Origin of the sequence: Ensifer sp. LC11, from assembly GCF_001695835.1 — a bacterium.
Taxonomy (GTDB): Bacteria; Pseudomonadota; Alphaproteobacteria; order Rhizobiales; family Rhizobiaceae; genus Ensifer.
Map to the genome: position 1 here is coordinate 22,551 of NZ_MBSO01000036.1, position 21,283 is coordinate 43,833.

Here is a 21,283-nt window from a genome sequence, read left to right on the forward strand (position 1 = left end):
GCCTACAGTCCGATCGATTCGTCTTCGACACCGAGATAGGCTTCGATGACCTTCGGGTTTTGCCGGATCTGGGCCGGCGTGCCCTCGGCGATCATCTGGCCGAAGTTGAGCACGACGATACGGTCGGAAATGTTCATGACCGCCGACATGTCGTGCTCTACCAGAAGCACCGTGATGCCGCGTTCGCGCAGCTTGCGCACGATCTGGAGCGCGCGGCGGGTCTCGTCGTAATTCATGCCGGCGAAGGGCTCGTCGAGAAGAATGACAGCGGGATCGGTGGCAAGTGCGATCGCAATGCCGAGCGCGCGCAGGTGGCCATGCGGCAGGTTGCTGGCGATCTCGTCACGCATAGCTGCCAGGCCGAGAAAGGCGAGGATCTCGTCCGCCGAGGCGCCGAAGGCCTCAAGGTCGCTGCGTGCCGCCGCGCTGCCGAAATAAAAGCCGGCCAGGCTCGCGCGCGAGCGCAAATGGTGGGCCGTCACGACGTTGTCGAGTACGGTCATGTTCTTGAAGATCGTCGTTTCCTGGAAGGTCCGCACCACTCCTCTCCTGGCCGCGACGTGCGGGGCGAGCCCCGAAATGCGCTCCCCCTTGAAGCGCACTTCGCCGCTCGTCGGCCGCAGGAAGGAGGAGATCAGCTTGAACAATGTCGACTTGCCGGCACCGTTCGGCCCGATCACAGAAAGAATTTCGCGATCGCGCACGGTGAAGGACACATTGTTGACGGCGACGAGGCCTCCGAAGCGTTTGGTGAGCCCGACGACTTCCAGGAGATCCGGCATGGCTAGACGCTCCTCTTGCGGGGGATGGCGAGGCTCAAGAGGCCGTTGGGCAGCGCGAGCATGAGCACGATGAGCACGGTCGAGAAGATCAGGAGCTGGAATTCTCCCGTCTGGAACAGGAGGTCCCAGCCGAAGTAGAGGACAAAAGTGCCGAGCATCGGTCCGAGCACGTAGCCGAGGCCGCCAAGGAAGCAATTGAGCATGAAATTGACGGAATCGGCGACAGTGAAGCTCGAGGGGTAGATCGACTGCGCTATCGCGGCGAACATTGCTCCGCCGACGCCTCCGAAGAAGGAGGAGAGCGCATAGGCAATGACGCGGAGATAAGCGATGTTGACGCCGATCGACGAGGCGAGTTCCTCATTCTGCTGCAGCGACTGACAAAGCTGCCCTGTGCGCGAGTGGGCGAGCCGGTAAAGACTGAGGAAGCACAATGCCATCAGCAGCACGGCGACAATGTAGAAGGCGAGGCGCGGGTTCGCCAGCGTTGCGAAATCCGGAACGAGCGTGACACCGAAGAAGCTGATGCCCGACGGCAGCGGAATGCTGACGATGCCGCTGGCGCCGTTGGTGACCGGCAGCGCAAGGGCAAGCAGGCGGGCGACTTCGGTCAAAACCAATGTGACCATGGCGAAATAGACGCCGCGCAGGCGCAGGATTGGCAGCCCGATGAGCACGCTCGCCGCGGCGCAGAAGAGACCGGCCAGCGGTAGGGTCAGCCAGAAGGACATGCCGTAGCTCGTAACCAGGATGGCCGAGACATAGCCGCCCATCAGCGCATAGGCGCCCTGGCCGATATTGATGCGGCCGATATAGAATGTAATCCACACGCCCGCGCTGATGATGCTGAGCAGCGCCACCGAGGTCAGCGTGTAATAGAGGTCAGTTCGCCCGGTGGCCTCGATCAGCAACGGCACTGCGACCAGCAGAGCGAGAAGGAAAAGGGCGCTCGCGATGATCCTGACCGTGGTGGCCTGTGACGTACGCATCGCATCAGCCCCACGGTTTGCCCATCAGCCCGTTTGGGCGGATGCTCAAGAAGATCATCAGAAGCGCGAAGATGACGAGGTAGGTCACGTCGCCATATTCGCGTAGCGTCGCTAGGCCTACTGACTCCATCATGCCGAGGATGAAGCCGCCGGCGATCGCACCTCCGACGACGCCGGCCCCGCCGATCATCACCATCAGGAAGGCTTTGATCGAAATCGGCCCACCGATGCCGGAATTGACGCCGGTGATACTGACCAGCAATCCCCCGACGATGCCTGCAAGCATGGCTCCGAGTGCAAAGCCGATCATCGAGTAACGTTCCACCTTGACGCCCATGAGTTGTGCGGCAATGCGATCCTGTGCCAGTGCCCGCATCGCGCGGCCCGGTTTGCTGTACTGCATGAAGAGCATGAAGGTGGCGATCATCAGGATGGCGATCACGCCCACCATGATGCGGTCGTACGGCAGGATCACCCCCTCCGAGGCGAAGACGCCGCTGACAATCTTCGGGACGCCGCGCTGTTTCTCGCCGAACAGAAGCAACATCACGGCATCGAGAAAGAACGCCGTCGCGGCCGCCAGAAGCATCGTGCTTTCCTCGCGCTTGCTGCGGCGGACGACCGTTCGGAAGAGAAACCTCTCCATCAATGCGCCGATGACCGCGAGTGTCACGCCCGAGCAGATCAGGGCGACGACGAAAGGCAGCTTGAGCTGGCCGTAGATCGTATAGGTGACGAAGCCGCCAAGGACATACATCTGGCCATGCGCGAAGTTGAGCACGTTCATGAGCGCGAAGATCAGCGTCAATCCAAGTGCGATCAGCGCGTACTGGGCGCCGAGATAAAGTCCGTTGGCGATCACCTGTTCCATGGCGGCGGATCCGGCGGAGGTCCGGTTGCCCGAACCTCGGTTGAACTCTCTGGGCGCGGTCAAAAGACATCACGGGCTGCTGCTGGCCGCGCCCTTGTCGTCGGTCGGCGGATGTCAGTCCACTTCGCCGACAAACAGCGTCTGGAAGGCGCCGTCCTTGAACTCTGTCACCACCATGGGCACGGAAAGTTGCCGTTTCTGGCCGAACGAGGTCGCGCCGACATATTTCAGCGTGCTGTCCTTGGCGTAAGGGTTGGGCGCGGAGAAGCCGTCAATGGTCTTCTTGAACTCCTCCACATTGTCGATCGCCTTGGGGTTCGCCTTCAGCGTTTCCACGATGTATTCGAGCGCATAGACCTTGGTGTTGGACTCGTCGTTGTATTCGCCGAACTTCTTGGTGTAGCGGTCGATGAATTCCTCCATCACCGGCGTCCGGATCTCCGGGGTGGAGGCGCCACCGACCGAAATGAAGCCGTTGGCGAGTTCGCCTGCGCCCTCCTGCAGCACGGTTGCATCCTGCGCCGTTTCCGCCGACATGAGGCCCTCATAGCCGAGTTCGCGCGCCGCGCGGATCAGGAGCGGCGCATTGGCGGGCGCGACGCCCGAGAGCACCAACAGGTCCGGCTTCAACTGAACGATGGGTGTCAACACCGGCGTGAAGTCGCGGGTGTCGTTCTGGTAGGTATCCTTCTCGGCGACGACTTCGAGGCCGAGTTCCTTGGCAGCGGCTACGCCGCTGTCACGCTGGCTGAGCGGGTCGGACTCGTTGGCCGCGATGAAGGCGACCTTCTTCACGCCCTTGTTCTCCTTGAGATACTTATAGATGGCCGGTCCCGACTGATAGTTGGCGACCATGCCGAGCACGGCGTTCGAGGCCGGCGGCGTGTAGAGCGCCTTCGGAAAGGCGTAGGGGAAATAGATGACTCCCTTGGATTCCGCGACCGGGCGGACGGCGGCTGCGCCGTCATCGACATTCGGCCCGACGACATAGTGGATGCCTTCCTGAGCCATCTTTTCCATGCCCGCGATGGCCCGCTTGGGGTCCCTCTGGTCGTCGAAGGTGACGATGGTGATGTTGTAGGTGTCGTCCCCGATCTTCACGCCGCCCGTCTCGTTGAGCCAGTCGGCTCGGGTCTGCATCGAGCGGACGTTGGACGTGCCCCAAGCCGCGGCGGGACCGCTGGTCACGCCGACGAAGCCGATCTTGAGTTCCTTGTTCTCGGCCTGTGCGGAAAAGGTGCCCGCCGCGATAGCCAGTAATGAAACGGCGCCGAGCGCCAGCGATTTCAATGCAGAGCGTCTGTTGATCATTTCACTCCCCATCTTTGCATCCGGCGCGCTTTGGCGATGCGGATGGATTAAGGAAATCCTAAAATACACGATTGTCAACATTGACATCATGTCTTGTATACAAAATTGATTTTGCACTGCCGAAGAACAAGTTCGAGGCAGAGTTGAACCCGCGCCACAGCCGTGTTGAAAAGCCGGCGCCGATGCATTCACCTGGGCGACTGCATTTCCATCGGGCAGCGATGCGCATGCACATCGCCCAGCCGGCGTTGAGCAGCCACATCCAGGCGCTGGAGAAGGAGTTCGGTGTGCGACTGCTGGAGCGCTCGACACGGCGGGCTGACCAGGGCAGGGGCGGTGTTCTACGTCGGGCCGTGCCGGATCATCGGGGAGGGCGGACTGTAAGTTTCACTCAAGCAGAAGCAGGCAAAAACCCCCAGAACTGTGGGGGTTCACGCAATGACTTACGTGTTCGAAGTGGTCGACGAAGCTGGGGCAGTTCGCAACTACGTAGCTAAAGTTATGCGCCGGGAAGCAGACAAGCTTGTCGTTGAGTATCGCGGGCTGCAGATGAGGTTCGCAATATCGCATATCCGCGACTGGCGCGCGGTAGAGTGAAACAGAAAGACCGGCCGCACTTCGCATGAGCCGAGCATTGGGTGATCAACGACTCGCTCATCGAAACGGCAAAGGTCAATGGCGTCGAGCCATTGACTGCGACAATCAGATCGACGCCGAGCGGCGCATGCAGCGCCAACGGCTTCACGCGATGACATCATCGATACTGCTCGGTCTTTGGCGCGGCCGGGCCGTTGAAGGCTCTCCGCCTGCGCGGCCCGGACCTCGTATCTTGCATCAGCCGTTCAGCGCGTCCTTGAGGGCCTTGGCCGGCGCGAAGGTGAGCTTCTTCGCAGCAGCAACCTTGATCGTCGCACCAGTGGCCGGCTTGCGTGCCTCGCGCTCCGGCGTGTCCTTGACCTTGAACCTGCCGAAACCCGGAATTGATGTCTCGGCGCCGGAAGAAGGTTTATGGAGCTGAACAAAAAGTATAGAATTTTCAAGGCGTTAAAATGCCTATGTGGTCGGCTTGGCGCATGATTTTGGTGCATGCCCGATCGATACACCTCGTTTTGAGCCAAATTACGGGAGCCCGTAACGTGTCCCACTCCGAACGCCTAGCGAATGTGCCATCTCTTACAAGTTGCTCGACGCTCCCTCAAATTCGCGATCGCGGAATCTCAAGACCAGCTCGTTTGTGAATGTCTCCGATTTTCGATTGTGGGCCGACGTCTTCAACAACAAGTGCCACCAACCGGTGCGGCTCAATGCGCTTCAGGGTCGTTCCACTGATGATGGCATGGCATCCCTACAGCTTCGTTTTTCTTGCCCGTCCAGGAGAAGTGCGAACTCGAGCTCATCGCATCATGGATCGTTGAGCCTGGGACAATTCCGGTCTTGCCAAGCAGCAAAGCTCCATGGTAACGTTCCCATGGATCGAAGTTCCTCGCATGCGGGTCTTCCGTCCGGGAGGAAACATGAAGAACGGACCCAGGCAGCGGGCGACCATTATCGACGTGGCGGAACGAGCTGGAGTTTCGAAGAGCACAGTTGCGCGCGTCCTTGCCGGCTCCAGCAATATTTCCGACGAAGCGCGCGATCGTGTGCTGAGGGCGGTCTCGGCCACGGGCTACGAGCGCAATCATCTGGCCGTCGGCATGCGTTCGGGCCGCAGCGGTCTCTTGGGCCTCGTCATTCCAGACATCACCAACCCTTTCTGGGCCGAGGTTGCCCGCGGCGCACAGGACCGCGCAGCGAAGGACGACATTTCGCTCCTCGTCTTCTCGTCCGATTGGGATGCGGGCAAAGAAGCGACCCATCTGCGCGCGTTGCGCCGGGCGCGCGTCGATGGCGCGATCATCAATCCCGTCGCGGACAACTTCGATGATCTGGATCGTTTCGGATTGCCCTTCGTCTTCATCGGCTCCAGCGCCGAGCGGTTTCCGGACACCTTGAGTGTCGGGTCGGATATCGCCCAGGCCGTTCGTCTCGGCATGGATATTCTGTTGCAGCGGGGCCATCCCGCGCCGGCTCTGATGCTCGGCCCACGGTCGCGCCTGGCGCGCGCCCGGTTCCTACGTGCCGTGCACGAGCATTGCGTTGCACGGGACGTGGATCCTGAGATCCTCCTGGTTGAAGAATCTGACTACACGGTTGAAGGCGGCCGAAGGGCAATGGGCCGCTTGCTCGCCGGGACATGGAGAGGCAGTCGCGCCGTTTTTGTCGCCAACGATCTGATGGCGCTCGGTGCCATGATCGCCGTTCGCGAAGCAGGCCTCCGGTGCCCGGAAGACATTTCCATTTTGGGTTTTGACGGCATTCCCGCGGGCGCATTCTCGTGGCCGGGCCTGACGACGATCGAAAAGCCCGGCCGCCAGATCGGCGTTCGCGCGGTCGAATGCCTGCTCGCTCAAATTGCCGGCCGCCCCGAGCACGGCCGGATTTTTCTGCCGTGCCGCCTGGTGGAGCGCGGCTCGCTCGCCGACGTTTCGGCCTCCGCACCCATTCGGGTGGCGGCTGGGAGGTAAACATGACCGTAAGCAACGATCTGGCGACCAGCGTGGCCATGCCAAGAAATGGGAACGTTCCCAAGATTCAACGCCGAAATCTTGCGAGAGGTTTCCGGCAATGGTGGCCCTATTACCTGATGATGGCGCCGGGCCTGATCTTCTTCGTGATCTTCCACTACCTGCCGATCTGGGAAGCCAAGATCGCCTTTGAGCAGTTGCGCATCATCCCGCCGAACATCTGGGTCGGCATCAAACATTTCCAGACACTCTTCTCGTCGCCGATCTTCTGGCAGGTGCTGGCGAACACGTTGATCCTGTCGACGATGAAGATCGTCTTCTTCTTCCCGATCCCGATCATCGTGGCGCTGCTGCTCAACGAAATCCGTGGTGGCGCCTTCCGCAAATTCATCCAGTCGGCGATTTACCTGCCGCATTTCCTGTCCTGGGTCGTCATCGCCGGCGTCTTCATTGCTGTGCTGTCGCCGAGTGACGGCGCAGTGAACGACATCATCGGCTTCTTCGGCATGCAGCCAGTCTCCTTCATGACCGATACCGGTTCGATCCGCTGGGTGCTGGTGTTTTCGGAGATCTGGCGTTCGGCCGGCTGGGACAGCCTGCTTTACCTCGCGGCCATCATCGCCATCGATCCGGAACTCTATGACGCGGCCGAGATCGACGGCGCAAACCGCTGGCAGAAAATCCGCTACGTCACCATTCCCGGCATCGTTCCAACGATCGCAACGCTCTTCATCCTGAACGCCGGCATGTTCCTGAATGCCGATCTCAATCAGGTGATCAACTTCTCCAACGACGTGGTGCGCAGCAAGATCGATATCATCGACACCTATGTCTACCGCATCGGCCTGCAGACCGGCGAGTACTCGCTGGCGACGGCCGCTGGCCTCTTCAAGGCGCTGCTCGGCATGCTGATGATCGTCGCAGCCCACCTTCTTTCCAAACGTCTTACCGGCAAGGGGGTATGGTGATGGCCGCCCACAACGTCCGCAGAACGCCGCTCGAGCGGCTCGAATATGCGACAATCGTTTCGACGCTGCTGTTTCTCGTCGTGCTGACGGTCCAGCCGCTCCTCAACCTGCTGGCCATTTCGTTCTCCGATCCCGGCAAGGTCGCCGGCATGAGCGGCCTGACGGTCATTCCCAATGGTTTCTCGACCGAGGTCTGGGACCTGTTGATCAACAATTCCGCCGTTCAGCGAGGGCTCTTCAACTCGATCTTCATCACGCTGGTCAGCACCGTCCTTGGCGTCGTGCTTACAGCGCTTATGGCCTGGGCGCTTTCGCGTCCCGGTCTGCCGGGGCGCCGCGTCATCTTCGTCTTCGTGCTGGTCACGATCGTCTTTGAGCCCGGCATCATTCCCGATTATTTCATCAACAAGCGCCTCGGCCTCATCGACAGCTACTGGTCGCTGATCCTCTTCAAGGTCGTCAACGCCTGGTATCTGATCATCCTCGTGCGCTTCTTCGAGGAAGTGCCGAAGGAACTGATCGAGGCCTCCGAGCTCGACGGCGCCAATCCCTTCCAGATCTTCTGGTATGTGGCGCTGCCGCTCGCCAAATCGGCGCTTGCGACCATCGCTCTCTTCTATTTCGTTTTCCACTGGAACGAGTTTTTCCGGGCGATGATTTACCTCAACGACCAGTCGAAATGGCCGCTGCAGGTCGTGCTGCGCCAGTTCGTGGTTGAGGGCGACAAGCTTGCCATGGTCGGCGTGGTCGACAGCAACAACTACACCGGTGCCAGCCAGATCAACATTCGCGCGCTGAAGGCCGGCATGATCCTGCTCACGATCGCGCCGATCCTCGCGATCTACCCGCTCATCCTGAAGTTCTTCACCAAGGGCACCATGAGCGGTGCGCTGAAGGGCTGACGATGCCGAACCGAAACAGAAAAGCCAAAGCATACTGGGAGGAACAAACATGCTTGGAAAACTGATCCTGGGCGCAACCACCGCCATGGCATTGATGGCGAGCGTCGCCATGCCCGCCTTCGCCGATCCGGTGACCATCCGCGTCGTCTCGAAGGACCTCACCACGAGCAATCCCGACGACGTGAAGCTGATGAAGGCCTATGAGGAGGCGCTGAAGGCCAAGGGCACCGACATCCACATCCAGGTCATCGACCTGCCGTCCTCGGGCTATGCCGACAAGCTCAGCGCCATGCTTCTGTCAGGCGATATTCCTGATCTCATCTATTTCCAGGGCGGCGACGCCAAGATGGCGGAGCAGGGCGTTCTGGAGGACTGGAACACCTGGCTGCCGAAGACGACCTATCTCAAAGACGCGCTCTTCCCGCACAATGTCGAGCGGCTGAAGAACTATCCCTATCTGCTCTATGTCTACCCGCCGCGCATGCCGCAGCCGGTGATCCGCACGGATTGGCTCGAAAAGGCGGGCGTACCGGCGCCGAAGACGACTGACGACTACGTCGCTCTCTTCAAGGCGATCAAGGACGGTGACCTCGACGGCAACGGCAAGGCCGACAGCTACGGCGTTACCACCGCCGACAACACCCAGGAACTCGACGCCATCTTCAACCAGGCCTTCGGCGTGACCGGCACCTGGGTGAAGAACGAGGCCGGCGAGTGGATCCACGCCCGCGTTTCGGCCGCGGAAAAGGCGAAGATCGCCTTCTACGCGTCGCTCCGCGAGCAGGGCCTCTACGATCCGGAATTCATCACCACCAAGTGGGACGTCAAGGAAGACAAGTTCTATTCCGGCCGTGCCGGCGTGATCTTCGGGTCTTCCGCCGAAGTCATTGACATCTATGGCGGAAAGATGCGTCAGGCGCACTCTGATGCAAAGCTAAGTCTGCTTTCGCCGCCGAAGGGACCTGCGGGCCAGGGCCTCATGGCACTCGACGTATCCAAGGAGTCCCGCGGCCTCGCCATCGCGACGACCTCGGAACACAAGGAAGAGGTGGTCAAGCTGCTCGATTTCATCGCCAGCCCCGAGGGCCAGGCGATCGAACGGCTCGGCTTTGAGGGCGAGCAGTACACAAAGGACGGCGAAACCATCAAACCGACCGACAAGCTCGCCACCTGGTATGCCCGCTTCCTCGTCGCCGCCAACTGGCAGCCGCCGGTGCAGTGGCTGAGCGAGGCCGCGCAGCAATCTCTGACGACGATCTCCGCCGACTTCAAGCCGGACAACGCCTTCGTCTGGCCTGCGGAATACGCCACCGACATCGATGCCACGGAAAACGCCTACCGGGCCTGGGTGTACAAGTTCGTCTCCGGCGAAGCCAAAATGGACCAGTGGGACCAGTTCGTTTCCGAGTGGAACGCTGCCGGCGGCGAGAAAATGACCGAATATGCAAGGACGGTTCTCAATGACAAATGATGCTCAAGGGCTCTCCCTTCGGGGACGGGTTCGGGCGCTACTCTTTGGCGTCGCCTACGGCGACGCCATCGGGGCGCCGGTCGAAAAACTCTCCGCTGCGGAAATCCGCGAACGCTACGGTCGGGTGACGTCGCTCGATACCGAGTGGCACCGCATGAAGCAGAACGACGCGGCCCGCAACGGCCGCGTCCGTGGCGGCGGTATCGTCACCGACGACACGCTGATGACGCTCTGCGTCATGTCGATCTATGGCGACGTGAAGCGTCACCTCGATGCCTGGGATATGGCTTCCGGCATGGTGCGCGAGATCGCCTGGACGCCGCGCTGGGTGCCGGAACTGCAGCGCGAAACGATGCTGATCGAGCGGCTGTTCTATCCGGAAAAGTGGATCTTCCAGCGCCACCAGCTTTCCGGTTGCGACCCGCGCCAAGGCGGTGTCGGCAATATGGTGAATTGCGGCGCGGCCATGTACATCGCACCGGTCGGTGTGGCCAACGCCTGCGATCCGAATGCCGCCTATGACGAGGCGATCGCCTTTGCCTCCGGCCATCAGCAGAGTTTCGGCTTGGAGGCAGCCGGCGTGCTTGCGGCTGCCGTGGCCGCCGCGTTCGTGCCAGGGACCACGCTCGACACAGTCATCGAGCAAACGCTTGCCGTTGCCAAAGACGGCACGCGCAACGCGATCGCCGATATTGTCGAGGCGGCGAACTCCTTGAAGGGCGCCGAACACCAGGCGGTCGTCGCCGAATTCCACCGGATCATCGCCCGCTATTCGCCGATGGGCGACAACGTGCAGCACACGCCGCACAAGGCCGGTATCGCCACGGACGCTTACCAGCCATCACGTCTCCACGCGATCGAGGAGCTGCCGCTGGCGCTCGGTTTTGCCGTCGTCAATGACGGCGACTTCTACAAGACGATCGTCGACGGCATCAATTCCGGCCGCGACACCGACTCGATCGGCGTCATGGCCGGCGCGATCCTCGGCGCCATGCAAGGCGAGAGCATCATTGACCGGGCGATGGCCTCCCAGCTCGACCGCGTCAACAGGCTCGACCTCTTCCGCTCTGCCGATGCCTTCACCGAAACGGTGACCGCGATCCAGGCGGCTGACTACAAACGCGATATGGCGCGGGCGCGGGCGCGGGCGGGGCTCCTTTCAGTGCCCGACCTCACCCAGGTTTCCAGTCTCTAGAACTTGAAAGTATCCAATGCTCAGCACCACAGAAATCTTCGAGCGTATCTATTCCGGCTTCATCGGCAAGGCGATCGGCGTGCGCTTGGGCGCACCCGTCGAACCGACGATCTGGAGCTATGAACGCATCCGGGACACCTATGGCGAGGTGAAGGAATATCTGCGCGATTTCAAGAATTTCGCTGCCGACGACGACACCAACGGCCCGGTCTATTTCATCCGGGCGCTGCGCGATTACGGGCTCGGCGCGACCGCCGAGGAGGTCGGCAAGACCTGGCTGAACTATGCGGCCGAAGAACACGGCATGTACTGGTGGGGCGGCTTTGGCAACTCGACCGAACACACCGCCTACCAGAACCTGCGTGCCGGCATCCCGGCGCCGCAATCCGGTTCGATCGCCCAGAACGGCACGACGGTTGCCGAGCAGATCGGCGGCCAGATCTTCATCGATAGCTGGGGCTGGGTGCATCCGGCCGACCCGAAGAAGGCAGCGGAAGCCTCCGCCCGTGCAGCAAGTGTCGCCCATGACGGCGAGGGCCTGCACGGCGCCCGTTTCTGCGCCGCGGCCATCGCCCAGGCCTTTGTTGCCAAGAACATCGAGGAGGTCATCGAGACGGGTCTCGCGACAATCCCGGCCGACTCCCTTTATGCCAAGGTTTCTCGCGCGGTGCTCCGCTTCCACGACGCCAACCGGAACGACTGGCGCGCCTGCCGCGACATGTTGACGGCGGACTGGGGCTATGACCGTTATCCCGGCGTCTGCCACATCATCCCGAATGCCGGCGTGCTCGTCATGAGCCTGATCTATGGTCAGGGCGACCTGCCGCGCACGGTCGAGATCGCCACCATGGCCGGCTGGGATACGGACTGCAATGCCGGCAATGCCGGCGCGATCGTCGGCACCTTGCAGCAGGCTCAGCCGGGCTGGGCCAAGTACCGCAAACCGATCAACGATTTCGTCGTCGCTTCCGGCATCACCGGCACGATCAACGTTGTCGACATTCCCTCCTTCGCGCGCGAGCTGACCGTACTTGCGCTCCGGCTGCAGGGCCGGGAGCCTCCGGCGCTCTGGGCCGAGGATTTCGAGCGCCGCGGTGTGCGCTTCGACTTCGATGCCCCCGGCGCCACCCATGGCTTCCGCACCGAGCCGTTCAACCAGATTGCCGTCAAGGCCTCAGTGGAGCGCCATACCGACAATGCCAAGGGATCGCTGGAAATCCTGCTCGACCGGCTCGAGCGCGGGCAGGGCGGACGCATCTTCTGGAAGCCCTTCTATCGCCGCTCCGATTTCGACGACGAGCGCTACCGCCCGATGTTTACACCCCTTGCCGATGACGGCCAGACGGTGAGGTTCAAGCTCTGGCTCGACCCGTGGAACGGTGATGGCAACCTGCGGGTGGCGCCTTATGTTCGCCGCGCCATGAGCGGCGCCATCCAGGAAACGGGCGCCTGGCACGTGCCGTCCGCGAGCGGCTGGCAGGACTATGAGTTCACCATCCCCGACGGCAACGGCGAGGCGGTCGACGAGATCGGCATCCTGGTCGAATATTTCGGTCGCCTGAAATTTCTCGGTCGCTTGTTCCTCGGAGACTTCTCCGTCTCCGGCAAGGGACGCGCCGTGATCGATCCGGCGAAGGAAGCCCAGGAATGGGGCGGCATAACCCGCTTCACCTGGAACCGCGGCCATTGGAGCCTGCAGCAGGGGCGTATCCATGCGCATACGGCGACCGATGCGGATGCGTGGACGGGCAATGCCTATCTGCGCGATGTGAGCGTTACCGCCGAGCTCCAGCCGCTCTCCGGCGTATCTCACCTGGTCGTTGCGCGGGCACAAGGGACCAGCCGCTTCTATGCGGCCGGATTCCAGAACGGCGAAGTGGTGATCCTTCTGGAAAACCACGGCACCACGTTCCTTGCCCGCAGTCCGTTCCGTATCGAATACGGCCGGAGCTACGCGGTCGGTCTCACGGTCGAAGGCGGCAAGCTGATGCTAACCGTCGATGGCGAACGGGTGCTGCAGGCCGACGATGCGACGCTTAGCTACGGTATGGGCGGCCTGCGCATGGCGTCGGCCGGTCGCATGTCGATCGGCCGGATCGAGGTCGCCGAGCGCTGACCGCGCGAGGCGGAAAGAAAGGGAGGAAACATGTCCGAGATAGAGCTCAGAAGTGTCGGTAAGAGCTACGGCAGTGTCGCCGTGCTCAATGACATCTCGCTGGAAATGGGCGATGGAGAATTCGTGGTGCTCGTCGGCCCGTCCGGCTGCGGCAAGTCCACGCTGTTGCGGATGATCGCCGGGCTGGAGGATATTTCAGCCGGCGAGATTACCATCGGCGGCAAGGTCGTCAACGACATGCCGGCGAAGGAGCGTGACATCGCCATGGTCTTCCAGTCCTATGCGCTCTATCCGCACATGAAAGTCTCGGAAAACATGAGCTTCGCGCTGAAGCTCGCCGGCGCGCCGAAGGTGGAGATCCAGAAGCGCGTGACCGAGGCGGCCGAGATCCTCGGTCTCGAAAAACTGCTCGACCGCCTGCCGCGCGAACTCTCCGGCGGCCAGCGCCAGCGTGTCGCGATGGGCCGGGCGATCGTGCGCGATCCGCGCGCCTTCCTGTTCGACGAGCCGCTGTCGAACCTCGACGCCAAGCTGCGGGTGAAGATGCGCAGCGAGATCAAGAAACTGCACCAGCGGCTGCGTCGGACGATGGTCTACGTCACCCACGACCAGACCGAGGCCATGACCATGGCCGACAAGATCGTGGTGATGAACGGCGGAAAGATCGAGCAGGCGGGCGCGCCGCTCGATCTCTACAACGATCCTGCCAATCTGTTCGTTGCCGGCTTCATCGGCTCGCCCGAGATCAATCTCATCGAAGCGATCGCCGAGGGCGAGACGGCATTGACAAGCGGCGGCGTGTCCCTGCCTATTGGCAGACGGGTGCAACCGGGAAGGCGGATCGTCTGTGGTATCCGTCCTCAACACATCACGCTCGGAACTACGGGCGTTCCGGGCCGTATCAGCCTGGTCGAGCCGACCGGCGAAGACCAGGAAATCGTCGTCGACGTGGGCGGCGAGGACATCTCAGTGGTGGTCCATGGTGGCAAGCTGCTGTCGGCCAGCCAGCAAGTGATGCTCGGGATAGACGTCGAGAAGGTGCTGCTCTTCGACAAGGAAACCGGGGAGCGCATCCGATGAGCGGGTTTTCCAAGCGACATTTCGACCCCGCCGCCAAGGGGCCGCTTGCCGGCACCCGCGTCCTGGATCTGTCGCGCCTTGTTGCCGGCAACATGCTGTCGCTGCAGCTTGCCGATGCCGGTGCCGACGTCATCAAGATCGAGCCGCCGGCGGGCGATCCACTGCGCGACTGGAAGGACGACGGCCACTCGCTCTATTGGAAAACCTATAGCCGCAACAAACGCTCCGTCGTGTTGAACCTCCGGCAGGAGGCGGCGATGGCAGCACTCTGGGCGCTGATCGAGACAGCCGACATCTTCATCGAGAATTTCCGGCCAGGAACACTGGAGCGCATGGGACTTTCACCGGAAGCGCTGCATTCCCGCAACCCCAACCTGATCATCGTGCGTATCTCGGGCTTCGGCCAGACCGGTCCCTACGCGCAGTTCCCCGGCTTCGGCACGATCGTCGAGGGCATGAGCGGTTTTGCCTATCGAACCGGATTTCCCGACCGCGAACCTGTGTTGCCGCCTTTGGCGCTTGCCGACATGATTGCCGGCGTCTACGGAAGTTCTGCGACCGTGACGGCGCTGTTGGCACGCGATCGCGGCTACGCAAAAGGACAGGTAATCGACCTGTCGCTGCTGGAGCCGATGTTTTCGGTGCTTGGACCGGAAGCCGCGATCTATCAGACGACCGGCAAGATCAAGGAGCGCGTTGGAAGCGCCTCGAACACGGCTGCGCCGCGCAACGTCTACCGCTGCCGCGACGGCAAATACGTCGCACTTTCCGGCTCGACGCCGCAAGTTGCCCGGCGCATCTTTGAAATCATCGGCCGCGCCGACATGAACGAGGACCCGCGCTTCGCAACCAATTCCGAACGCGTCAGGAACCGCGACCTGGTCGACGAGGCCGTCGGCGACTGGTTCGCTAGGCACGACCACGACGAGGCGCTGCAGATCATGCGTGACGCCGGCGCGACGGTCGGGCCGATCTACAACATCGCCGATGCGAGCACCGACCCGCACTTTGCCGAACGAGAGATCATCGTCGACGTGGAGGACGCCGAGTTCGGCAGCCTGCCGATGCACAACATAGTGCCACGGCTTTCGGAGACGCCAGGTGTCTGGCGCAGGCCAGCGCCAGCCCTTGGCGAGCACACAGCCGAGGTCCTGGCGGAAGCGGGGCTGGACGCAGGCGCCATCGAGCGCGTTCTGGAGGGACAGGCGGCATGAGATTGCGCTCCCTTCTCTATGTGCCGGCGTCGTCCGAGCGCTTCATCGCCAAGGCGCATGAGCGCGGCGCGGATGCGATCATCCTCGACCTTGAGGATTCGGTTGCACCGGACCAGAAGCAGGCGGCGCGGGACGGGTTGAAGGAGGCGGTGGTGCGGGTAGGGCGCGGCGGCGCGACCGTCTTCGTCCGCGTCAATTCGGCCCCGGAGATGCGGATGGCCGATGCCGAAGCAGCCTGCCTTGCCGGAGCCTTCGGGCTTTATGTCGCGAAAACTGAGTTGCCCGGAGAGCTGGACGCACTCGCCGCGCATCTCGCGCCGATCGAACGGCAGATCGGTCGGGCGCCGATGGCGTTCGTGCCACTGCTGGAAGATGCCAGCGCCGTTCTCGAAGCCCGCGCGATCGCTCGCGTTCAGCGCGTGATCGGCCTTGCGGCAGGCGGTGAAGACATCGCGACCAGCCTGGGAGCGGAGCCGTTGCCGGAGGTGCTGCGCCTTCCGAAGCTGCTGGTCCACCTCGCAGCCAAGGCCGAGGGCAAGCTCTCCTTTGGTATGCTTCTGACAATTGCCGACTACCAGCGGCTCGACGCCATAGAGTCGGCTGCCCGCGAGGCGAAGGCCCATGGCTTCGATGGTGCGAGCTGTATCCACCCGTCCGTGATTCCCGTGCTCAATGCGTCCTTTTCTCCGAGGGCCGAGTTGATTGCCTGGGCAAAAGCCGTGATCGCCGCAGCGCGGGCCACGGGACAGGGCGCCTTCGAATTGAACGGCGTCATGGTCGACGCGCCGGTGATCGCCCGCGCGCTCAACGTGCTCGAACAGGCAAACGAGTTTCAGTAGACTGGAGGCCGGCCCTTTGTCGCAGTGGCTCCATGCCGGCATGGTGAAAGCAGGTCTTTCCGTCGAGCTGATCGAGACGCGCCATGTGCGTGCAGCCTTCAAGACAATGCCAGTCAAGACCGACAGGAAGGACGCCCGCGGCATTGCGCAGTTGATGCGGCTGGGCTGGTTCCGACCGGTCCACTGCAAATCGCTGGCCGCCCAGGAGGTGCGTGCGCTGCTGACCGCCCGCAAGCTTATTCAGGGCAAGCTTCATGACGTCGAGATGAGCATCCGGGGCATCCTGCGCGGCTTCGGCCTCAAGGTGGGGCCGACGACGCGGCGCACGTACGCGGGGCGCATTCGCGAACTGATTGCAGGCCATTCGACCTTGGAAACGATCGCCACGGCACTCTTGAAGGTGCCCGACGCGCTGGTGCAGGAATTTGCAGGTCTTGAGCGCACGCTGCGCGCCATCGCCCGTCAGGATGACAACGCCCTTCGGTTGATGACGACGCCCGGCGTTGGCGTCCTGGTGGCGCTGACGTTTGTGGCGGCCGTCGATGCGCCGGAGCGCTTCCGCTCCTCCCGCGCTGTGGGGCCGCACTTCGGATTGACACCAAGGAAATATCAATCAGGGGAGACCGATCATAGCGGTCGCATCTCGAAGATCGGCGATGGCAGCGTGCGAACCGCGCTCTATGAGGCGGCCCACGTCATCCTGACGCGTCCGGTCAAAGGCTCCGATCTGAAGGGCTGGGCGTTGGCGGTCGCCAGACGGGCCGGTCCCAAAAAGGTGCGCGTGGCGCTGGCCCGCAAGCTGGCGGTGGTGTTGCATTGCCTGCTCAGGGACAGAACCACCTTCATTCCTCATAAGGGAGCGCCCACTCCGGCGATTTGAGGGAAAAGACGACAACACAGGCTTTCGGACGGGCACAGCCATCCGCCTGCCGGAGCAAGGTCCCTTCGCCGGGACGATGGATGGGTTTGGCCGCTATGCGATCAGCAGCACGCGATGACTGCGCCTCTAAGATTGGCCAGCCGGTCCTTGGCAGACACCATAGAGCAGCGGCAAAGCGCCGACTGCGGACAGAAGCTAGCCCTCGGCGAGGGATTAAGCGCGCAAGGGATTGAAGAACAGCCCGTTACAGAAGATCGCATAATGTATCAAGTGGAACGTCAGATCCGCAGTCGCTCGACTGGATTTTGTCATGCAACCGCATTACATTAATGCTCGGTAAAGGAGATTTGCGATGGCTTCAAACGCACTCGTTCAGACGCGAATTGATCCCGACATTCGTGACCGCGCAACCGCCGTGCTACAGAACATGGGTCTGACGGTTTCAGACGCTGTTCGAATTCTTTTAACCCGGACGGCCAACGAAGGCTCGCTGCCGCTGGAATTGGTTGGCAGCACTGACGCTCACGATGCCTGGTTCCGCGCAAAAGTGTTGCAGGCTCTTGAGGACACGCGACCCGATTTCGAGGATGTCGACGTTGAGGCTAGATTCCGCGAGCGTCGGGCGGCGGCTGCGCGTAAAGCAGGAGACCGATGAGGCTTGTCTGGGCGCACCATGCGCTTGACGATCGTGATGCCATCTTCAGTTACATTGAAAGTGAGAACCCGAAGGCGGCGGTCCACGTCGACGAGGAAATTGCGCGACCCGTTCGGCGCCTCCTCGATTTTCCCGAAAGTGGCCGACCTGGTCGAATTGAGGGAACACGCGAGTTGGTAATTCCGCGCACACCTTACATCGCAGCCTATATGCTGATGGCGGATCGGATCCGCATTCTTCGGATTTTGCATGGCGCCCAGATTTGGCCCTTCGAATTCGGCGACGAGTAACGCTGCAGAATGCATGTTTTGGCGGTCTGCGGTTCGACTCCCTTCAAGGCTTACCATTGCTAAGCCGGCGCTGCTTGATTTCAAGGACGCGACCGAGGAGATGATCGGACCGGTCTGGGTGCTTCGTTTTGCCGAGGATACGCCCGTCATCGGCGATAGAACGCTCGAGCATCGTTCTCGGCTGCCTTTGTGATCGCGGCATCGATAGCGTCGCTATCGGCCTTGGCGTAATGCCGCATTGGTGAACAAGCCAATCGCAACCTGTGGGGAACGGTCGCCGTTGATGGATACCTTGCAGAACACTGAGGAAGGAAGAAAGAGTAATACGACGAACGAGCGCCACGAAATCGATTGTCATACGTTAAAACGGCGCTGCGACGTGCCGCTCAGGGCCGGCGGGTACATCCGCTGGCGCAGGCAAAGTGAAAACAAGCATGTCAGTGTTGTGGCATGGAGCGTTAAGTCGCGCAAAAGCGAAATGGATCTCTAGGCAAGGACCTCGCACATCGGCGAAGGGCGGGTTTCGCCGTGAGCCGGGAACTGGGCGGCTGGCTGTGCGCTGCCGCCACGGCCATGTCCCGTTCGCGAATTAGCGGTGCTCCCTTGACCTGAGAGGTGGAGGCGGCCTCCGTCCCGGCATCGCAGTGTGCCCAAGCGTCGATGTCGACGCGTCGAGTTGGGCGAATGCAAGTCTTTGTGCAATTGGACCCACGACGCAATCCAGCAAAACCACCCGATGCCGTCGTCTATGCTCAAGGACCGCATGATATTAATTAGGAGTCTCCTAAGCCGGGAAAAAGCAAACTGTTGTTTTCTGACACCGCGATCGACCTAAAACTAAGAGGCGCGAGATTACGAAAGGCTACAAAGCGACCTGCTCCCGGACTTGCCTAGCCGACCACGCTGCGCCGTCGTCGATGCCAGGATGGCGGCATGGCGCGATCGTCCGCACCGCTTCGCCATGCCACCAAGGCCTCAAGGATAGGAGAAACAGCATGATGAAGTTGTATAACCCGGTTGGCGAGGAGTCCGGGCTAGCCGACTGGGGGAAGCCGGAGGACATTGGCGCGGTGACGGTCGAGGGCGACGTTCGTGTCGCGGGCCGTTTCGATCTGGGGTCGCCGCAGAGCGAGGTTTTCGGTGGTGTGTTTGTCGCAACACGCGGGCAGTATCGCCTCGTCTATGCGTTCCACGAACATGCGACACTGCTGTCGGGACGGCTGGAGCTGACCGACGAGATAACAGGTCAGACGATCTCCTGTGACCCCGGTGACAGCTGGATCATCGCCAAGGGCACGCCTGTCCTGTGGACGATCGTGAGCGACCGGATCAGCAAAAGCTACGTCGCCGCGACGCGCGACATTTAATTGGAAAGCCTGGAAATCGTGGAACCCTGCAGAACCGAGCGCGACTTTCTCGGCGAGATCGTGCTGCCCGCCACCAGCCTTTACGGTATCCAGACGGCGCGCGCCGTTGCCAATTTTTCGATCACGGATGTGCCGCTCAGCCACTTCCCGGAACTCGTGGTGGCTCTCGCGCAGGTGAAGAAGGCCTGCGCCCTTGCCAATGCGGAATGTCATACCCTCGATGCGGATGTCTCCGCGGCCATTGTCGCCGCCTGCGACGAGATCATCGCTGGACGGCACCATCAGTCTTTCGTCGTTGACATGATCCAGGGCGGAGCAGGGACGTCGACGAACATGAACGCCAACGAGGTGATCGCCAACGTCGCCCTAAAGAACATTGGCTATGCGCCGGGCGACTACCAGCACCTGCATCCGAACGACCACGTCAATCGCTCGCAGTCGACCAACGATGTCTATCCGACGGCGATGCGCCTTGCCGTCCTCAGCCAATGTGGCGCGCTCACGCGGGCTCAGGAACGTCTGCGTAGAGCCTTTTTGGATAAGGCGCGCGAGTTTGCCACCATCGCCAAAGTCGGGCGTACCCAACTGCAGGACGCAGTGCCGATGACGCTCGGCATGGAATTTGCCGCGTTCGCGGTGACCGTGGAAGAGGATATTGAGCGAATTTACCAGCTCAGTGAGCTGTTGAGAGAGTTGAACCTGGGCGGCACGGCGATCGGAACGGGCATCAACACGCCGGCGGGCTACGGGCCGATCGCCGTCGCTCATCTTTCGCAGATCAGTGGCGAGCGGCTGGTGCGTGCCAAGGATTTGATCGAGGCCACCTCGGACCTCGGCGCTTTCGTGACGTTCTCGGGCGTGCTGAAGCGCATGGCGGTGAAGCTCTCGAAGATTGCCAATGACCTGCGGCTGCTGAGCAGCGGACCGCGTGCCGGATTCGGGGAAATCAAGCTGCCGGCCGTGCAGCCCGGATCTTCGATCATGCCTGGAAAGGTCAATCCGGTTATTCCTGAGGTCGTCAATCAGGTCGCCTATCAGGTGATCGGCAATGATCTGACGGTGACGTTCGCTGCCGAAGCAGGGCAGCTCCAACTCAACGCCATGGAACCTGTGATGCTGTTCAACGTGCTGCAGTCGATCCGCATCCTGACCAGAGCGATCACCGTGCTGTCGGAGCGTTGCGTCGAAGGGATAGAGGCGGATGTCGATCGCTGCGACGAGCTGGTGAGCAACAGTCTGATGCTGGCCACCGCCCTGGTGCCGCGTATCGGCTACGAGAGTGCCGCGAGGGTCGCGGCGATAGCCGGGAAAAGTGGCCGCACGATAGCGCAGACGGTCTCCGATCTTGGACTGATGACCCAGGAAGATTTCGACGAGTTGAAGCGGAGCTGCCTCGATGTCTTCGGGGCCGCCACACGCCAATGATAGTCGCTCAACCGCCCGCTCCTTAAATCGTAGCCGATTTAAGGACAAGAACATGCAGCAATTGAGGGTGCTACAGCGACTTTCGCGTCTGACAAGACGCTCGGCGCTGTAGAGCATTTCCAGCAAAAGTCCGGAGCGACTTTCGATCCGGAATAGGTGAAAACAAGAAGATGGAGCGGGCCTGCGGTTCGACTTGAGGGCCGCCGGTCTGTGAGAGCTGAGCAACATCAAGGAGTTGCATAGATTGAAAATACTTGTGACGGTGAAGCGGGTGGTTGACTACAACGTCAAGATCCGCGTGAAGGCAGACGGTTCGGGCGTCGAGCTTGCGAACGTGAAGATGTCGATGAACCCGTTCGACGAA

Annotated in this window: 18 protein-coding genes and 3 pseudogenes; 16 read left to right on the top strand and 5 right to left on the bottom strand. The window is 61.6% G+C overall.

Features of this window, described 5'->3' with window-relative positions:
* Window positions 1-2: 2 nt before the first annotated feature.
* The 4 genes from BBX50_RS22860 to BBX50_RS22875 form a co-directional block, all read right to left on the bottom strand.
* Window positions 3-782 (bottom strand): ABC transporter ATP-binding protein, encoded by a 780-nt coding sequence (locus BBX50_RS22860; protein ID WP_065777613.1) that lies wholly within the window; start codon window positions 780-782, stop codon window positions 3-5.
* Window positions 783-784: 2 nt separating this feature from the next.
* Window positions 785-1,771: a branched-chain amino acid ABC transporter permease gene (locus BBX50_RS22865; RefSeq protein ID WP_065777614.1), complete on the bottom strand. Its 987-nt coding sequence runs from the start codon at window positions 1,769-1,771 to the stop codon at window positions 785-787.
* A gap of 4 nt (window positions 1,772-1,775) precedes the next feature.
* On the bottom strand, window positions 1,776-2,642 hold the full coding sequence (locus BBX50_RS22870) for a branched-chain amino acid ABC transporter permease (RefSeq protein ID WP_065777615.1): 867 nt from the start codon (window positions 2,640-2,642) through the stop codon (window positions 1,776-1,778).
* 114 nt (window positions 2,643-2,756) lie between these two features.
* A complete protein-coding gene (locus BBX50_RS22875) occupies window positions 2,757-3,953 on the bottom strand; it encodes an ABC transporter substrate-binding protein (protein WP_065777616.1) in 1,197 nt (398 codons plus the stop codon).
* 182 nt (window positions 3,954-4,135) lie between these two features.
* On the opposite strand from BBX50_RS22875, the pseudogene BBX50_RS30585 reads away from it, so the two are divergent.
* Window positions 4,136-4,298 (top strand): annotated as a pseudogene (locus BBX50_RS30585) (LysR family transcriptional regulator); the annotation flags it as partial.
* 489 nt (window positions 4,299-4,787) lie between these two features.
* Here BBX50_RS30585 and BBX50_RS29485 read toward each other — a convergent pair.
* Window positions 4,788-4,952 (bottom strand): annotated as a pseudogene (locus tag BBX50_RS29485) (HU family DNA-binding protein); the annotation flags it as partial.
* A 515-nt stretch (window positions 4,953-5,467) separates the two neighbouring features.
* On the opposite strand from BBX50_RS29485, the gene BBX50_RS22880 reads away from it, so the two are divergent.
* From BBX50_RS22880 to BBX50_RS22950, 15 genes and pseudogenes are all read left to right on the top strand, one after another.
* Window positions 5,468-6,517 (top strand): LacI family DNA-binding transcriptional regulator, encoded by a 1,050-nt coding sequence (locus BBX50_RS22880; protein ID WP_065777617.1) that lies wholly within the window; start codon window positions 5,468-5,470, stop codon window positions 6,515-6,517.
* Between the two features lie 2 nt (window positions 6,518-6,519).
* Complete coding sequence (locus tag BBX50_RS22885; RefSeq protein ID WP_083213776.1) at window positions 6,520-7,485, top strand: ABC transporter permease subunit; 966 nt, start codon at window positions 6,520-6,522, stop codon at window positions 7,483-7,485.
* Entirely contained in the window at window positions 7,485-8,387 is a 903-nt protein-coding gene (locus BBX50_RS22890; RefSeq protein ID WP_065777632.1) for a carbohydrate ABC transporter permease, read from the top strand. The genes BBX50_RS22885 and BBX50_RS22890 overlap by 1 nt, the downstream gene beginning before the upstream one ends.
* 49 nt (window positions 8,388-8,436) lie before the next feature.
* Window positions 8,437-9,858 carry an extracellular solute-binding protein gene (locus tag BBX50_RS22895; protein ID WP_139108546.1) on the top strand — a complete coding sequence of 474 codons (1,422 nt, stop codon included), beginning with the start codon at window positions 8,437-8,439 and terminating at the stop codon, window positions 9,856-9,858.
* A complete protein-coding gene (locus BBX50_RS22900; protein WP_065777618.1) occupies window positions 9,848-11,053 on the top strand; it encodes an ADP-ribosylglycohydrolase family protein in 1,206 nt (401 codons plus the stop codon). Before BBX50_RS22895 ends, BBX50_RS22900 begins: the two co-directional genes overlap by 11 nt.
* 16 nt (window positions 11,054-11,069) lie before the next feature.
* Window positions 11,070-13,169, top strand: coding sequence for an ADP-ribosylglycohydrolase family protein (locus BBX50_RS22905; protein WP_065777619.1), 2,100 nt, complete (start codon window positions 11,070-11,072; stop codon window positions 13,167-13,169).
* Between the two features lie 30 nt (window positions 13,170-13,199).
* On the top strand, window positions 13,200-14,249 hold the full coding sequence (gene ugpC, locus BBX50_RS22910) for a sn-glycerol-3-phosphate ABC transporter ATP-binding protein UgpC (protein ID WP_065777620.1): 1,050 nt from the start codon (window positions 13,200-13,202) through the stop codon (window positions 14,247-14,249).
* Window positions 14,246-15,463, top strand: a complete 1,218-nt coding sequence (locus BBX50_RS22915; RefSeq protein ID WP_065777621.1) for a CoA transferase — start codon at window positions 14,246-14,248, stop codon at window positions 15,461-15,463. The genes ugpC and BBX50_RS22915 overlap by 4 nt, the downstream gene beginning before the upstream one ends.
* Window positions 15,460-16,302, top strand: coding sequence for a CoA ester lyase (locus BBX50_RS22920; protein ID WP_065777622.1), 843 nt, complete (start codon window positions 15,460-15,462; stop codon window positions 16,300-16,302). The genes BBX50_RS22915 and BBX50_RS22920 overlap by 4 nt, the downstream gene beginning before the upstream one ends.
* A pseudogene (locus BBX50_RS22925) lies at window positions 16,292-17,182 on the top strand (IS110 family transposase); the annotation flags it as partial. The gene BBX50_RS22920 and the pseudogene BBX50_RS22925, both read left to right, overlap by 11 nt.
* Window positions 17,183-17,534: 352 nt before the next feature.
* Complete coding sequence (locus tag BBX50_RS22930; protein WP_065777624.1) at window positions 17,535-17,837, top strand: type II toxin-antitoxin system RelB/DinJ family antitoxin; 303 nt, start codon at window positions 17,535-17,537, stop codon at window positions 17,835-17,837.
* On the top strand, window positions 17,834-18,127 hold the full coding sequence (locus BBX50_RS22935) for a type II toxin-antitoxin system mRNA interferase toxin, RelE/StbE family (protein ID WP_065777625.1): 294 nt from the start codon (window positions 17,834-17,836) through the stop codon (window positions 18,125-18,127). Before BBX50_RS22930 ends, BBX50_RS22935 begins: the two co-directional genes overlap by 4 nt.
* A gap of 283 nt (window positions 18,128-18,410) precedes the next feature.
* Window positions 18,411-18,617, top strand: a complete 207-nt coding sequence (locus BBX50_RS30050; protein WP_139108545.1) for a hypothetical protein — start codon at window positions 18,411-18,413, stop codon at window positions 18,615-18,617.
* Window positions 18,618-19,122: 505 nt separating this feature from the next.
* Window positions 19,123-19,494 (top strand): cupin domain-containing protein, encoded by a 372-nt coding sequence (locus BBX50_RS22945; protein ID WP_065777627.1) that lies wholly within the window; start codon window positions 19,123-19,125, stop codon window positions 19,492-19,494.
* On the top strand, window positions 19,495-20,919 hold the full coding sequence (locus BBX50_RS22950) for an aspartate ammonia-lyase (protein ID WP_201723511.1): 1,425 nt from the start codon (window positions 19,495-19,497) through the stop codon (window positions 20,917-20,919).
* Window positions 20,920-21,283: the final 364 nt, after the last annotated feature.